Source organism: Litoreibacter sp., assembly GCF_039974535.1.
GTDB lineage: Bacteria > Pseudomonadota > Alphaproteobacteria > Rhodobacterales > Rhodobacteraceae > Litoreibacter.
In genome coordinates this window covers 289,495-304,616 of sequence record NZ_JBDWIU010000012.1, presented here as the reverse complement: position 1 = coordinate 304,616, position 15,122 = coordinate 289,495, and the positions used below count along the sequence as shown (strand labels likewise).

15 protein-coding genes are annotated in these 15,122 nt (G+C 57.2%); 8 read left to right on the top strand and 7 right to left on the bottom strand.

The annotated features are described in order from the left end of the window. Positions 1 to 18 precede the first annotated feature (18 nt). Genes ABJN86_RS14475 through ABJN86_RS14460 form a run of 4 tightly spaced genes read left to right on the top strand, consistent with a single transcriptional unit; the run spans position 19 to position 3,779 of the window. A complete protein-coding gene (locus tag ABJN86_RS14475; protein ID WP_348363300.1) occupies positions 19 to 984 on the top strand; it encodes a hypothetical protein in 966 nt (321 codons plus the stop codon). 59 nt (positions 985 to 1,043) lie between these two features. Beyond that, entirely contained in the window at positions 1,044 to 2,429 is a 1,386-nt protein-coding gene (locus tag ABJN86_RS14470; RefSeq protein WP_348363302.1) for a surface lipoprotein assembly modifier, read from the top strand. Between the two features lies 1 nt (position 2,430). Continuing rightward, positions 2,431 to 3,318, top strand: coding sequence for a DUF817 domain-containing protein (locus ABJN86_RS14465; RefSeq protein WP_348363303.1), 888 nt, complete (start codon positions 2,431 to 2,433; stop codon positions 3,316 to 3,318). 26 nt (positions 3,319 to 3,344) lie between these two features. Beyond that, a complete protein-coding gene (locus tag ABJN86_RS14460) occupies positions 3,345 to 3,779 on the top strand; it encodes a VOC family protein (RefSeq protein WP_348363304.1) in 435 nt (144 codons plus the stop codon). A gap of 53 nt (positions 3,780 to 3,832) precedes the next feature. Here the strand turns inward: ABJN86_RS14460 and ABJN86_RS14455 are convergent, their stop codons facing one another. From ABJN86_RS14455 to yajC, 7 genes are all read right to left on the bottom strand, one after another. Then, the gene (locus ABJN86_RS14455) at positions 3,833 to 5,278 is read right to left on the bottom strand and encodes a pyridoxal-dependent decarboxylase (RefSeq protein ID WP_348363306.1); all 1,446 of its coding nucleotides are present in this window, start codon (positions 5,276 to 5,278) and stop codon (positions 3,833 to 3,835) included. Between the two features lie 209 nt (positions 5,279 to 5,487). Further along, on the bottom strand, positions 5,488 to 5,889 hold the full coding sequence (locus tag ABJN86_RS14450) for a RidA family protein (protein ID WP_348363307.1): 402 nt from the start codon (positions 5,887 to 5,889) through the stop codon (positions 5,488 to 5,490). Positions 5,890 to 6,008: 119 nt separating this feature from the next. Continuing rightward, positions 6,009 to 6,362: an Mth938-like domain-containing protein gene (locus ABJN86_RS14445; RefSeq protein WP_348363308.1), complete on the bottom strand. Its 354-nt coding sequence runs from the start codon at positions 6,360 to 6,362 to the stop codon at positions 6,009 to 6,011. A gap of 4 nt (positions 6,363 to 6,366) precedes the next feature. Continuing rightward, on the bottom strand, positions 6,367 to 7,140 hold the full coding sequence (locus tag ABJN86_RS14440; RefSeq protein WP_348363310.1) for a sulfite exporter TauE/SafE family protein: 774 nt from the start codon (positions 7,138 to 7,140) through the stop codon (positions 6,367 to 6,369). Then, positions 7,112 to 8,296, bottom strand: a complete 1,185-nt coding sequence (gene secF / locus ABJN86_RS14435) for a protein translocase subunit SecF (RefSeq protein ID WP_348363312.1) — start codon at positions 8,294 to 8,296, stop codon at positions 7,112 to 7,114. The genes ABJN86_RS14440 and secF overlap by 29 nt, the downstream gene beginning before the upstream one ends. Positions 8,297 to 8,300: 4 nt before the next feature. Next, positions 8,301 to 9,971 carry a protein translocase subunit SecD gene (secD, locus tag ABJN86_RS14430; protein ID WP_348363313.1) on the bottom strand — a complete coding sequence of 557 codons (1,671 nt, stop codon included), beginning with the start codon at positions 9,969 to 9,971 and terminating at the stop codon, positions 8,301 to 8,303. A gap of 3 nt (positions 9,972 to 9,974) precedes the next feature. Further along, on the bottom strand, positions 9,975 to 10,295 hold the full coding sequence (yajC, locus tag ABJN86_RS14425) for a preprotein translocase subunit YajC (protein WP_348363314.1): 321 nt from the start codon (positions 10,293 to 10,295) through the stop codon (positions 9,975 to 9,977). Positions 10,296 to 10,439: 144 nt separating this feature from the next. On the opposite strand from yajC, the gene ABJN86_RS14420 reads away from it, so the two are divergent. The 4 genes from ABJN86_RS14420 (at position 10,440) to ABJN86_RS14405 (ending at position 15,060) form a co-directional block, all read left to right on the top strand. Next, the gene (locus ABJN86_RS14420) at positions 10,440 to 11,147 is read left to right on the top strand and encodes a hypothetical protein (RefSeq protein ID WP_348363317.1); all 708 of its coding nucleotides are present in this window, start codon (positions 10,440 to 10,442) and stop codon (positions 11,145 to 11,147) included. A gap of 182 nt (positions 11,148 to 11,329) precedes the next feature. Continuing rightward, on the top strand, positions 11,330 to 13,000 hold the full coding sequence (locus ABJN86_RS14415) for a pentapeptide repeat-containing protein (protein ID WP_348363318.1): 1,671 nt from the start codon (positions 11,330 to 11,332) through the stop codon (positions 12,998 to 13,000). 39 nt (positions 13,001 to 13,039) lie between these two features. Beyond that, positions 13,040 to 14,329, top strand: coding sequence for a serine--tRNA ligase (gene serS / locus ABJN86_RS14410; RefSeq protein WP_348363319.1), 1,290 nt, complete (start codon positions 13,040 to 13,042; stop codon positions 14,327 to 14,329). A 26-nt stretch (positions 14,330 to 14,355) separates the two neighbouring features. Next, positions 14,356 to 15,060: a hypothetical protein gene (locus tag ABJN86_RS14405; protein WP_348363320.1), complete on the top strand. Its 705-nt coding sequence runs from the start codon at positions 14,356 to 14,358 to the stop codon at positions 15,058 to 15,060. Positions 15,061 to 15,122: the final 62 nt, after the last annotated feature.

The window sequence follows — 15,122 nt, the reverse complement described above, 5'->3', positions numbered from 1 at the left end:
GGGCAGTGAGATATACACATGACATTTGATACCGCCATCAAGGCATTTGGCATCCTTTCCATTTCCGCATTGGTCGCCTGCGGCGGCGGCGACGGCTCGAACCCAGTGACGGGTGGCGATGAGGTCACCGCAGCCGATCCCACCGACCCGACAGACCCAGCTGACCCGGCAGAGACTGTGAACGGCCTGCCAGCAGAATTGGCAAACAACCTGAACGCGGTGAACTACGACCCCGCCAACGAGACATTGACGCTAGAGCTAACCGGCTTCGACGCCCCGGGCGAGCCCGCCGTATACGTTCGTGATAGCAGCATTGATTCCGCGGTCGCCGGCTACCAAGCCTACACCCGACAAGACGACCCAACAGATCGCTTCTTCCTTGCCATTGGTGGCACCAGCGCTGGCGGCGAAGTCAGCGCGATTGCCATCAGCGACGGCGGCCAGTTTAACCGCTTCTTTGGGGGCGGCTTCTATGAGCAAGATGGGACGTTCGCAGGCCGTGAAAGCGGGTTGGTATCCTACGCTGGCAACTACGCCGCCACAACCAACCTGAACGCCCTCGGCACGAATTTGGCCACCCCGCCCGCCTCCACACCAGCCGAAATTTTGCCGCGTGAACCCGCGACCATTGAGGGGCGCATCTTCCTAAACGTTAGTTTCCAGGAAAACAGCATCAATGGCCAAATCATCGAACGCGAGTTCACTGAATATCCGGCCATCACCCTAGAAGACATCCGCCTCGTTGAAGGCGTCATTGCAGACGATGGCACATATCTTGGCTCCACGGAGATTGACGTCAATTCATCCAACGGCGCGTTCGGGGGAACCTTCGGCGGAGAAGGCGGGACTGCCATTGCGGGTGTGACTAACCTCACTGACTACACGGATGACATTGAAAACGAAGAAGAGTTTGGTGTTTTCGTACTTGAACGCTGTGGCACTGCGGCCTCCACATCCGACTTGTGTGACGGGGTTAACCCCTAGGCCAGCAAGAGTGAAGGTGTGAGGCATTGACCCTCCCCCTAGCCTTATCAAAATTCAAAATGCGACGTGCACTCATGCGCGTCGCATTGGCATGTGGCATCGCCACTGCGACCATCGCCCCAAGCAGCGCCTTGGCGCAACGCGTCACCGTGTCATTGGACCAAGCCCACAACATCGGCCTAGAAGCCTTTAAGCAGCGCAACTACAAGCTGTCTTACAGCGTTGCCAAGCAACTGCTCCAAGCGCGCGAGGATGACATTGGCGCCCTTATTCTTCTGGCAGCGAGCGCCCCACATGTTGGTGAGCACAAGGAAGGCCGCATCGCTGCGCGCAAAGCCTACCTGAAGTCCAAGAACCCCACCCACAAGTTGAATGCCGCGACCTACGCGGCCGTGGCCGCCGCCAAGGAAAAACGCCCCCTGCTCACCCAATTGTGGTTGCGGCGTGCTTATCAGCAGGCCGAAAGCGACGCGCAACGAACCGCCATCGGAAATCAGTACCGCCAGTACTCGCGAACAAGCCCTGTTAAGTTGTCGTTTGCCGTAAGTGTATCTCCAAGCTCCAACCTGAATGGCGGCTCTGAGAGCCAATTCCTGACGATCGATGGCGCTTTTCCAATTGGCATCCTAAATGGTGCCGCGCAGGCGCTAAGTGGTCTTCGCGCACAAGTCAGAGGTCGCCTGACCTACACATTGTCCGAGGAAGTCGCCCACAAAACGACCCTGACATTCGCGGGGAATGTCTCGCGGGTACGGCTGTCTAGCGGCGCACGCGCCCTTGCGCCAACGGTTAGCAATAGCGACCTTGGGGACACCGAGCTATCCGCGCGCATCACGCATCAAATCGCGCACCAAGGACGCCCCATTCCCGACACCTACTCATTCGCACTTGGCCAAACATGGTTTGGGGGCGACGAATACTACAGCTACGCCACAGCCAGCCTTGGCCGAAGCTTTCGCTTTGGCAAGAAAACACGGCTTAATGTCAGCGCGACCCACACGCACCAGATCTTTGCTGGCACTCAATCGGACATTGGAGTGAGCGTGCTTCGCTTCAATCTCGCACGCCAACTTCAAAATCGTGATGTTTTGCGAGCAAGTTTCAGCTTGAGCGATTCTCAATCCGACAGTAACAACAGCGTCTACCAGTCCTATTCCGCCAGTCTTGGCTACCAGTTGGGCAAACCGATTGGCCCCGCTAGCCTCTCTGCTAATGTGAGTTACAGCGAAACGACCTACGACAATTACCGCATTGGGTTTATCCAAGTCCCCGGGGGCCGCAAAGACCAAACGACCCATGCCAAACTGGACATGACATTTAACGACATAAGCTACATGGGGTTTGTCCCGCAAATGAACATCAGCCACATCCGCACCACGTCCAATATCAGCCGTTTTGAACGCAAAACCACAGGCGTTGGCTTCAGCTTTGTCAGCGCATTTTAACGTGAACCAGAACTCCCCCATAACCCACCGCATTGAGCGCTCCCTTGGAGACTTTGTACGCGCCCGCACCAAAGGTGCCTCGCGCGAGGTCATCATGTTTGTCCTCAAGCAGGGCTGGGCCGCGTTGTTTGGGATGATGTTCCTTATCGCCCTCATTGGCAGCAAGCTTCTTTGGCAAGATGACTGGCCGATAGCACGCTACGACGGCCTGTTTGCATTCGCCATCATCACCCAGGTCGGCATGCTCTACTTCAAGCTGGAAACATGGGAAGAGGGCCGCGTCATTCTTGCACTGAACCTTATTGGCATGGTGTTTGAACTATTCAAAGTCCACATGGGCAGCTGGTCTTACCCCGAACAAGGCCTCTTTGTTCTAGCGGGCGTGCCCCTGTTCGCGGGGTTCATGTATGCCTCGGTTGGCAGCTACATCGCCCGAGTGGTACGAATATTTGACATGCAGTTTGCCCCCTACCCGCCGCTATGGGCCACCTTCGCCTTTGGGGCCGCAGTCTACATCAACTTCTTCACACACCATTTCACCACGGACGTCCGGTTGGGGCTATTTGCGCTCTCGCTCATTTTGTTTCTCCGCAGCCGCATCTGGTTCTACGTGGACAATACCCCCCGATGGGTGCCGCTACCTGCCGCCATTTTCCTATGCGCCCTTGGGCTTTGGATTGCTGAAAACATTGGCACCATGACCGGAACGTGGATTTACGCCGGCCAAGGCGCGTTTGAGCTGGTCAGCTACGCCAAAATTGGATCGTGGTACCTGCTGCTTTGGGTGGCCTTCGTCACCGTCACATTGGTCTCGCGCGGCGCTTTATCGCGTGAAGCGGTGCAACCGCCAGTTAGGTCCTCGCCATCCGCGACGAAGACGCTAGACTGACGGGGACATCGAAGAAGGAGCCCCCGATGAAAGTCGAATTTCTACACACCATGGTCCGCGTGAAGGACCTGGATAAATCCCTCGAATTCTACAAAATGCTTGGCCTGATCGAGCGCAAACGCAGCGATCACGAAGGGGGCCGGTTCTCTTTGGTGTACCTATGCCCGCCAGAGCAAACCGACGGTCGCGCCGACCTTGAGCTGACCTACAACTGGGACGGCGACGACGAACTGCCCACCGACGGGCGTCACTTTGGCCACCTCGCCTACCGCGTCGAGAACATCTACGAGATGTGCCAACAGCTGATGGACGCAGGCGTCACCATCAACCGCCCACCGCGTGACGGGCACATGGCGTTCATCCGCTCGCCTGACAACATCTCGATAGAGCTTTTGCAGATGGACAAGCCGCTGCCTGCCCAAGAGCCTTGGGCGTCTATGGAAAACACCGGCCACTGGTAACCACATGCCACTGCGAGTGATTGCGGCCCCGTTTTTGACGGGGCCGTTCTGCATTAGAGGCTGTCTCTAACCGCCTGCTCCACCGCGTTGACGGCCTCGCGGATGTCTTGTGACGTGGTGCGGTGGTTTACGAGGGCCGCACGTAGGCAGGGGCGGCCTTTGATGTTGGTGGTAGAGAACACCGCCTCGCCACTGAGTTGTAACTTCGCGGCAATCTTGGTGACGTCACCTTGGCTGACATACATGCAGCACACGTTGGAGCTGACTTTGAATGGCAACTCCAGCACATCCGACGCCTCGACCAATTCACCCATCAATGCCGCCTGCTTGCAGTTGTCGGTGATTGACGCGCTGAACGCCCCCTCCCCGATGGACTTGATCGCGGTCCAGATCTTGAGCGCCTTGAACCCGCGAGACAGCTCCAACCCGTAGTCGCACATCCACAAATCGCCGCCGCCCAAACCCTCGGCCTGCTGCTCCAGATAGTTGGGGCGCGAGGTGAATGTGTTGAAGTGCAGCTCGCGGTCATAGATCATGCAAGCCCCGCAGTCATAGGGGATCGACATCCATTTGTGAAAGTCGCAGGCGATGGAGTTGGCCCGCTCCATCCCGTCCACAAGCTGCTTCCAAGGGGCATCAGCCAAGCGCGCCCAAAACCCAAACGCCGCGTCCACATGGAACCAAATGTCTTCTTTGGCGCAAAAATCAGCAATGGCGTGCAGCGAGTCATAAGAGCCTGTGTTGACCGAGCCAGCGGTGCCAACGATGGCCAGCGGCACACGGCCCTTGGCGCGGTCGGATGCGACGGCGTCTTTGAGTGACGCGAGGTCCATTCGCATATCATCATCGGTGTCGACCACATGGATTGCACCCGCGCCAAAGCCCATCACCTCAAGCGCCTTGCCGATGCACGAATGCGTCCCCTTGCGTACATAGACGGAAACAGGCGGCAGGGATTGAATGCCCTTTTGGCGGATGTCATGTCCGAACTGGCGGTTACGCGCGGCGGTGAGCGCTAGGATCGTGGCCTGCGATGTGCCCGAGGTGAGGATTGCGGAGGCCTGCTCCGGCAGGCCGGACACCCCTAGAAGCCAGTCTAATGTGGCCCGCTCCACTTCCATCGCGCCGTGATCGCGCCCGCCGCAATTGCTGTTCATGGTTGCGGCGACCAGTTCGGCGCCGACGGAGACAGGCAGCCCCGCCCCATGCACCCAACCAAAGAACTTCGGATGTGTGTTGCCGGTGGCGTAGGGCATAATGTCTTGGGTCAAATGCGTCATGGATTGCGCCGCACCCACCCCGATTGCATCCGGTGTGAGGGCCATTTTGTCGGCCATATCGGCGGGCTTGGGTTGCCACGGCAACTCCCGTGCGGCCTTCATCCGGTCCAGACAGTCATCCATCAGCTTGTGCATGTCGCGGCTGAAGTCATCCCAGTTCTCAGGGTCGAGGTGGTGGCCTTCGGAGGTCATAGCGGTGTCTCTGGTAATTGGGGGCATTAGGGGGCATCGTTACCCCGCTATGTAGGTCATAGGCGCCCCGACATTCAACGCCGACCTTCGCTATGCCAAAGGAACATCAGCTATTCGCAAAGGACCCGTCACGAATTCGCAAGGCGGGTTCTTTGTGCGGGGAGGTGCAGGAGGACTTTAAGGCAGATGTTTATGCACATTGCAGCGAATGGCAGGTTTGAGCGCAAAGTGACGTCTTATGTTGAGTCAGAAACTACGGCGTCGACTTCAATCTCGACAAGCCATTCAGGATTCACAAAACGGTCAATCGCCATTATCGTATCTACTGGCCGCGCATCCTGACAATAGGCCTTTCGAGCCTCTATCGCCTGCTTCCAGTCGTCGATATCGGTTAAAATCACACGTGTGCGAACGATATCCTGAAGACCTGATCCAGCTTCTTCCAAAGCAGATTTGATGATTTCAAAGCACTGTTTTGTCTGAAGAAAAACGTCGCCGACACCAACTGTATTACCATTAACGTCAACCGGAGCGGTGCCTCCAACAGCTATAAATTGGCCAACTCGAACTGCACGGCTGAAACCAACAATAGCCTCCATTGGGTTTCCGTTTGAGATCAGTTGTCTTTCATGCGCCATAAGTATCGTTCCTAGATGCCAATTCACCTTTAGTCAAATTAAGGGGCTATGTTATGCGGGATTTGAACGGCAGAAATGTCCGCACAGCCCCCCTTCGCCCGAGACCACGGCCTTCCTACTCAGGTAGGGATCAACGCGGCACCGATCCGGCGGCCCTCGGACAGCAGCACGTTATAGGTGCGGCAGGCGGTTGGGGTGGACATCAGCTCCACACCGATTTCGGCCTCGTCCAACGCGCCGCGCAATGGGCGCGGGATTTGGGTGATGTCTGCGCCTGTGCCGATGAACAGCACATCAAGCAATTTGGCGCGGCTGAGGATGGTGTCACGGTCGTCAAACCCGCCCCATGCAAAGCGCTCGGTTGGGAGCAATAGCACCGCCCCCTCGATCACCTCGCCACCGACGCGAAAGAAGCCCGGCCCATAGCTGTCGATGGGCGGCGCGATGTCGTAAGTGATTTCGGTCAGTTGCATAGTCTTAGTCCCAGATTGGCAGCCCCATAAGGATGGCAATTGCGATTATGGCATAGGCGGTTGTGCGGTAAAACACCTCAAAGCGCGGAATGAAGATGGCTTGGCCCAACATAGCCCCCGCGCCGTAGGGGATCAGCAAGAGCACCCCCAGCGCTACGGCCTGCCCCGACAACATATTTTGCACCGCCATGCTGGGAAGCAACAGCAAGCTGCTGATGGTGAGGAACACCAAAGAGTTTGCGCGCACCTGCGCGACGGGGGCCGTGCCGCTGAGTTGGAACAACAACATCACCGGCCCCAAAAGCCCCGTCGCCCCGCCGACGAAACCTGCCGAAAATCCGACGCCAGCCTGCGTGGCTCGGTACTCGGACAGCTTCTGGCGCCAACCACTGACCAATGCGGCGAGGGTCACGGCGGCGACGGCTAACACCGCCCAACGAATGTGGACCACGTCGCTGACGCGCAGGATGTAGATGCCAATGGGTGCGCCTAGGACCGAGCAACCGATCATGGTGAAGACGGAGGGTTTGTCCATCTGCCCCCAAGCGCGAGGCACCAAGGTGACAAGAGAGGCAAGGGCCGAAACTGAAAAGGAGGCGACCGCCAACTCGGGCACCCAAAAGATCGTGGCTACGGGCATGAAGATCAAAGCAGAACCGAACCCTGCAAAGCCGTAGACGATTCCGGCCACGACGGTGATGAAGGCGACCCAGCCCAAGCCCGGTTGGGCAAGGGTTGAGGTCAATAACTCAAGCATCAATGTTGGCGTATTGGCCACCAGCGTTCGGGTCCTTCTTGGACCAATCACGCTTCACACCAAGGAACAGCAGGATCGTCGAGGCCACGAAGATCGAGCTATATGTCCCAACGATAACGCCCCAGATCATGGCGAACACGAAGCCACGGATCACATCGCCGCCCAGCACGAAGAGCGCAATCAGCGCCAGCAACGTGGTGACGGAGGTCATCATGGTGCGAGACAAAGTCTCGTTGATCGACACGTTCAGCACCTCGGCCAATGGCTTGGCCTTATACTTGCGCAGGTTCTCGCGGACACGGTCAAACACCACCACAGTGTCATTGATCGAGTACCCCACGATGGTCAGCAAGGCCGCGATGATCGCGAGGTCAAACTTGATCTGCAACTCCGAGAAGATGCCAAGCGTCAAGATAACGTCATGCACCAAGGCCACCACAGCGCCCAAGGCGAACTGCCATTCAAAGCGCATCCAGATGTAGATCAACACGGCACCGATCGCCATGAGCACGGCGATAGCGGCGGTTTGGATCAACTCGCCCGACACCTTTGGTCCGACGGATTCCACGGAAGGGAATGACAAACTTTCATACGAAAAGGATGATGACGTCACTGGAGTTGTGATCGCAGCTTCAATCTTCTCCCAAGACCCGAAAGGAAGTTCAGCAGGTAACGTATAGACAGCACCTTTGTCGGTTAGTTCGTGGGACGCGGCAAAACCTGCAGACGTCAATTCAGCCTCAATGCCAGCCGCATCTAACTCGCTTCCTGCTACGGCTACCACCTCAAGGATGAGTGCACCGCCAACTGCGCGGCCAAGCCCCTCTTCCACACTACGGATCGTAGCGGGCGTTACCGCCTCGTCGCCCTCTTGGGCTTCGATGCGCACCATGGCGACGTTTTGATCGTCATCAAAGTTGGGATCGAACACCTCGGTGACAGATATGTCGCCAAGCCCTGCTGGCTCCAGCGCGGCGCGGTAAGCTGCCACATCTACAGGCAGCGTGCTTTCGGTACGGATCGTTGTCCCGCCGCGAAAGTCGATGCCGTAGTTCAAGCCTTGGATCAGGAAGGATGCAAATCCCACCACCACCAGAATGGCCGAAATGCCCAACCATAGTTTCCATTTGCCAAAGAAGTCCCAAGACGTCTCGGAAGGTACTAGTTTCAAACGCATCGGATTATACCTCGATCTCTTTGGGGCGACGGCGGTCAAACCAGAACACGATCAACATCCGCGTCACGTAGATGGCCGTAAACACAGACGTCATGATGCCAAGGCCCAGCGTCACCGAGAAGCCGCGCACAGGGCCGGAGCCCATGACGAACAAGATGACGGCCACGATGAATGTTGTGATGTTTGCGTCCAAAATGGCGGAGAGGGCTTTCTCGTAGCCCAGCTCGATTGCGCGGGCTGGTCCTTTGGAGGTTTTCAGCTCCTCGCGGATACGCTCGAACACCAGCACGTTGGCATCCACCGCCATACCGATGGTCAACACGATGCCCGCAATGCCCGGCAAGGTCAGCGTCGCACCGATGAGCGACAGCAAGCCGAAGATCAGGCCCACGTTGATGATCAACGCGACGTTGGCGAAGATGCCGAAAGTGCCGTAGCTAAGGACCATAAAGACCAGCACGGCGATGAAGGCCACGATGCAGGCGATTTTACCCGCGTCGATGCTGTCTTGGCCAAGCTCTGGCCCGATTGTGCGTTCCTCTAGGAAGTCCATCTTGGCTGGCAAGGCCCCTGCCCGCAGCAACACTGCAAGGTTGGTAGATTCCTCCACCGAGAAGCTGCCACTGATCTGGCCAGAGCCACCAAGGATAGCCTCGCGAATAACTGGAGCGGAGATGACCTCGTTGTCCAACACGATGGCAAAAGGTGCGCCGACGTTTTCGCTGGTGAAAATGCCGAACTTACGCCCCCCTGAGGAGTCGAAACGGAAGGTCACCGAAGGCTGGCCGTTTTGGTCAAATGCAGGTTGTGCGTTGGCCAAATCTTCGCCCGACACGATTGGGGTTTTTTCCAGAACATAGAAAGTGCCCCGCTCTAGCGGATCAATGGAAGGGGCAAGGAGCTGACGCCCAGTGATCCGCTCGTTTGCGTTCGATGTGCGTGAGACAACAGCGTGGAAGCCCAGCTTGGCGGTGGTGCCGATCAGTTCTTTCAACTCAGTGGCGGAGCCGATGCCCGGCACCTGAATAAGAATGCGGCGCTCGCCTTGACGCTGAATAGTAGGCTCGCGCGTGCCCGCCTCATCCACGCGGCGGCGGATGATTTCAAGCGACTGCTGCATGGTGCGGTCGTCGGTGGCGGCGCGCTCGGCCTCGGATAGGGTTACGGTGATGATGTCGCCCTGCCCTGAGACCTCAATGTCGTTGCTGCCGGTGCCGGTCAGGCTGACAACAGGCGTGGCCAAGCGGCGCACAAGGGTCAGCGCCTCTTGCAGGCCCGCGGGCTGCGAGATTTTCAGCTTCAACTCACCGGGTGCCGCGTTTTGGCGGCGGATGGTGCCCACGGTGTCGCGGGCATCACGCAATGTATCGCGCACTTCTGGCCAAAAGCCATCCATGCGGCTTTCATAGACGTCTTCCACATGCACCTCGGCCAGCAAATGCGCCCCGCCCCGAAGGTCGAGACCCAAATTCACCAGACCCGACGGCAAAAAGCCCGGCCAACCAGACACGTCGGCGGTAAGTTCCGGCGTGGTGGCGGCACCGGCGTCAAGCGCGGCGGTGGCATCGTTGTGCTTTTCTACGGTGGTGTAGAAACCGTTGGGCAGCGCAAGCGCCAACCCAACAAGCACCGTCAGCAGGATCAAGACCCGCTGCCAGGAAGGCATCTGAAGCATGTTTTAGCTCGCTGGTTCGGTTTTGCTGACCACGGAAGCCAAGGTCGATTTGATCACGCGCACTTTCACGCCCTCAGCGATTTCGACTTCAATTTCGCCGTCTTCTTTGACCTTGGAGACTTTGCCCACAATGCCACCTTGGGTGATCACTTGGTCCCCACGACGCACGGCTTCAACCATGGCTTGGTGGTTCTTCAGCTTCTTTTGCTGAGGGCGGATCAGAAGGAAATACATGATCGCGAAGATCAAGATCAGTGGGAGGAATGAAGCGAAAGCGCCTCCGGCGCCTCCGGCGGCCTGTGCATAGGCAGGTGTGACGAACATCTGCAGTCCTTTTGTTTGTGGGCCATAGCGGCCTTTGTCAGTTGCGGGGCACCCTATCGCCGCCACGCATGAGGCGCAACGGGGATAGTAGCCTTCGATCAATGTGATATATCGGGGTCATATTTTAGATTTAAAGGACTTGGGATGGGAGATTACACCACCGAAACCATTTACCGCTGCCGCCCGCAAGATGCAGCCCTCCTCGTGGCTGCGACTGAGCAAGACGCCAGATTTGATGCCCTTACCAAAATTCATAATAACGCGAGCCAACGCGTGGAGTTTCGAGGCTATAATCATGACCATGAAGCTCATCTTGAAGAGCTTTTTCGGTTCTACCTCCCCGATGAGCGCGTCTCATTGAGCGAATACGCGCAACACCCACTGGTCCATTTTCGTACCGTCATATCCAGCGAGGTCGCTGAGCAAGCAAATGTTGTGCTCGATCTCATTGGTAAGGTTCAACACGACCCCACCCCCATAATTGCCTCGCTTAAGGAGCGCATGCAAAAGGTCGTGGTCTTCTTTGAAGGCGCCGTCGCCGCCCCAAAGCAAAGCCCCTTCATGTTACAAGAACACCAAAGGGGCTTGGCCAGCGCAAAGCAAGCGTTGGAGCAGTTTCGCCTGACGCCCGACGACATTCGCATCGTTTATGAGCTTGCAATGGTAGGCGGGTTTTATTCAGGAGATGGTCCTGAAGAGCTGAATGAAATGGACAAGCGCATCTCCCCTCGCCATCCAATTATCGGATCTCTCGCGCAATCTTTTGGCTTCCTTAAGACAATCGTTGCAACCTACGAAGACGCCGCTGATGCCGGAGAAGCCATCGTACATTTACAGACCTATGGAACTTGAAGCCCCACTCGTCATAAGACCCCCGACATTGTGTAAACTTACACGAAGACGATCCCCCTGTATGACATCCGCATGATCAGCTTGCGGGTGGCAAGGGGTGCAACGGCTTTACGGGCGGAATATTCACACTTACCGTGAGGTGGGTATTGTGAATGCAATTTTGAACAGTCTGAGAAATTTGAATGCAAAATAAAGACCATGAAGCGCAGATTGAGCGCATCAGGAAACTCATCAGCACCGCAAAGGCCAACTGGTTCGGCTTACTGTCATATCTCGCGTTCGTTGGGGTTACATTGCTGGGGGTTGAAGACGCCGACTTCTTCATTCCGTCACGCCAAACAGAACTGCCTTTGATTGGTGTGTCTGTACCAACCGCATTATTCTTCTACATAGCGCCCAGCCTTGGGGCCATGATCTACGTCTGCTTTCACCTTCATCTAATGAAACTTTGGGGACAACTTTCGAAGGCGCCTGCTCACATAGTCGGCGTACCGCTTTCTGATCACATACCACCTTGGTTCCTTGCCGACTACGCCCTTGGGCTGCGAGTAGATGGCGCATTACAGCGGCGCCCTTTGGATAGGCTTGCGCATCACATAGTCAGCGCATTGGCATTTTGGGCCACCCCACTTGCGCTTGCAGCGTTCTGGTTTCGATCCATGCCAAAACATGACCCGTGGCTGACCGGGCTGGCCATCTGCGTCCCGTTACTTCTCACCGTTTACGTTGGAAAACGGAGCCACGAGCAATTGGTTACGTTGATGAAGCCGCTTGCGGATATTCGCACAGTCGGCAGGTTTGCGTGGTTGTTTGTAGCGATAATATCGTTGCTGTTCGGGCATGTGTCATCTTACGGGATCTACGCTAACGGCCCTAGGATGCGTGCACTCAACCTCTCGTTAGGGTTGCCCGTCTCTGCCAATTTAGAAGGGGTAAATTTCTCACAAACTCCCGATGATTGGCAAGATTTCGACGCAGCTAGAGACACTTATCGCCGAGATTGGTGCGCGCATCGCGCCATTTCGCCTCAAGCCTGCGGGCCAGCAGATCAAATAACTTCGGATATAACCAATAACCTCGAGTTCGCGCGCGGCAACTGGTGTAGTGAATTCCTCGAAACGGGCCGAAACTGTACTGACTACTTCGAAGGTCTTGAACAGCAATTTCCCAAAGACTGGCAGGAATTTAGAAAGCATGCGCTCGCAAATTTAGGCAGCGTGAATTTAAGCGCTTACGACCTAAGAAACGCAAACCTTAGCAATGCGCGTCTAGAGGGCGCAAACCTGCAAGAGGCCAAACTGTCAGGCGCGAACCTCCGCGATGCACGACTGGAGGGCGCAGACCTCACCAGTGCTCGCATGGCATTTGCTTACCTCCGCGGAGCGCAGCTGAAGAGCGCACAACTTACAGCTGCACAACTAACCGAGGCGAATCTTCAATTCGTGAGGCTAGATCACGCGGACCTCAACGGAGCGCAGTTGGACGGGGCAAATCTAATGTTCGCCATATTGAACGAAGCAAATCTATTGCTTGCGAGTTTGAAGGGCGCAAATCTGCGCGGAGCGTATCTGACGGGAGCAAACCTTAGCGCGACACAGGTGGACAACCGCACGTCTTTGAACCCAGTTACTCTTCTAGGGGCCGCATTAAGACGTGTGGATTACGCGAACGTGGCATTGGAGCAGTCGCAAATCGATAAATCTTTTGGGGATGCTTCTGTGATACTTCCTCAGGACATCAAACGCCCACCCCATTGGCCAGATTGGGAATTAGCTGGGAAGGACTTCGACGACGAATGGCGTAAATGGCTGGCTGATCCTGCCTCTTACATCCCGCCGGAAAAACCGTCATAAGCCCCTCACATAATGTAAACCTACAAGAGGACGATCCCCATGCATGACATCCGCATGATCCGCGAGACCCCAGAGGTCTTTGACGCAGCCATGAAAATGCGCAAGTCGGATGTCTCCTCTGTGGACGTTCTGGCCATCGACACCGCCCGCCGCGCCAAGATTGCGGCCGCCGAAGACGCCAAAGCCGCGCAGAACGCCGCCTCCAAAGAAGTGGGTGCCGCCAAGGCCAAAGGCGACGAGGCCGAGTTCGAGCGCCTGCGCGCCCTTGTGGGCGAGAAGAAAGCCGAAGTTGCGCGCCTGAACGACGAGGCCAAGCTAGAGGACGAAAAGCTGGCCACCTTGTTGATGAGCCTGCCCAACATCCCCTTTGAGGACACGCCCATCGGCGAGACCGAAGAGGACAACGTCGAGATCAACCGCTGGGGCACGCCGCGCCGCTTCCCGTTCACGCCGAAAGAGCATTTCGTGCTTCCGGGCGTGGTTCCGGGCATGGACTTCGAGACGGCGGCGAAACTGTCCGGCTCGCGCTTTGTGGTGCTCAAGGGCGCCGTTGCCCGCCTGCACCGCGCGTTGGCACAATTCATGCTCGACACCCATGTGGAGAACGGCCTGACTGAGACTTGGGTCCCCGTTTTGGTGAATGAGGCCATGATGTATGGCACGGGCCAGTTGCCGAAATTTGGCGAGGACAGCTACCAAACCACGGACGGCCAATGGCTGGTGCCGACGTCGGAGGTGACCCTGACCAACATCGTGAACGGCGAAACCGTGGATGAGGCCAAGCTGCCGATGCGCATGTGCGCGCATTCGCAGTGCTTCCGCTCCGAGGCGGGATCGGCGGGTCGCGACACCTCGGGCATGCTGCGCCAGCACCAGTTTGAGAAGGTCGAGATGGTGTCGATCACCAAGCCGGACGACAGCCGTGCCGAGTTGGACCGCATGACCGCCGCCGCCGAAAGCATCCTTGAGAACCTGCTGCTGCCGTTCCGCACGGTGGTTTTGTGCACAGGCGACATCGGTTTTGGCGCGCAACGCACGCATGACATTGAGGTCTGGCTGCCTGGGCAGCAAGCCTACCGCGAGATCAGCTCGATCTCGGTGTGTGGTGCCTTCCAAGCCCGCCGCATGAACGCGCGGTTCAAGCCTGCCGAGGGCGGCAAGCCTGAGTATGTGCACACGCTGAACGGCTCTGGCCTTGCTGTTGGGCGCTGCTTGATTGCGGTGCTGGAAAACGGCCAACAGGCTGATGGCTCGGTTGAATTGCCGGTGGCGTTGCATCCCTACTTGGGCGGCAAAACCACCTTGGATCCATTTGGCACGCTGATTTAGGTGACACTTCAGACAGAGGGGCGTTCATGAAAGCTTTGGCCACATTGATTGCGACCATGGCGTTTATGATCGCCCCGCTGATCACGGACGGCTTCGCGGGCTTTCGCCCCGACCAATTCCCCATCCCGCAAGACAACGCGCCGGTGCAGCCTTCGGGCTACGCCTTCTCTATTTGGTCGGTGATCTATCTGTGGTTGCTGGTTTCCGCCATCGCTGGGTATTGGAGGTATCGTGACGCCCCTGAATGGGACGCGGCTCGCCTGCCCCTGATATTGTCGCTCGGGGGTGGTGCCTTTTGGATCAAGCTGGCGACAGTCTCGGTGATTTGGGCAAGTGTGTTGATTTGGGTCATGCTGGGCACGGCTCTTTGGGCGCTGTTCGCGGGGCGTGGGATTAAACCTGCGTGGGCTTTCGCCTTACCTGTTGGGCTATATGCCGGATGGCTGACGGCGGCATCTTGCGTCTCCATCGGGTTGCTGGGTGCTGGATATGGCGTGGGCGGCGGCGCGGTGCACTGGGCGATGTTGATGATCGCGGTGGCGATGCTGTTGGGCGGGATCGTGCTACGCCGTGCGATTGGCGTCTGGAGCTATGCGCTGGCCCTTGCGTGGGCCTTGGTCGGCATCATGGTTCGAAACGGGGTCGAAACCCCGCCCGTCACCCTATTTGCACTGGCAGGAGTTGTGGTAATTTCGGGACTGGCCCTGCGTCAGTTACGCAACCACACCTGAGGCGGCTTTACCCACCGCCCCATTTTGCCTAAAGCTAGACAAAAAACAGGGCGGCAAGCACC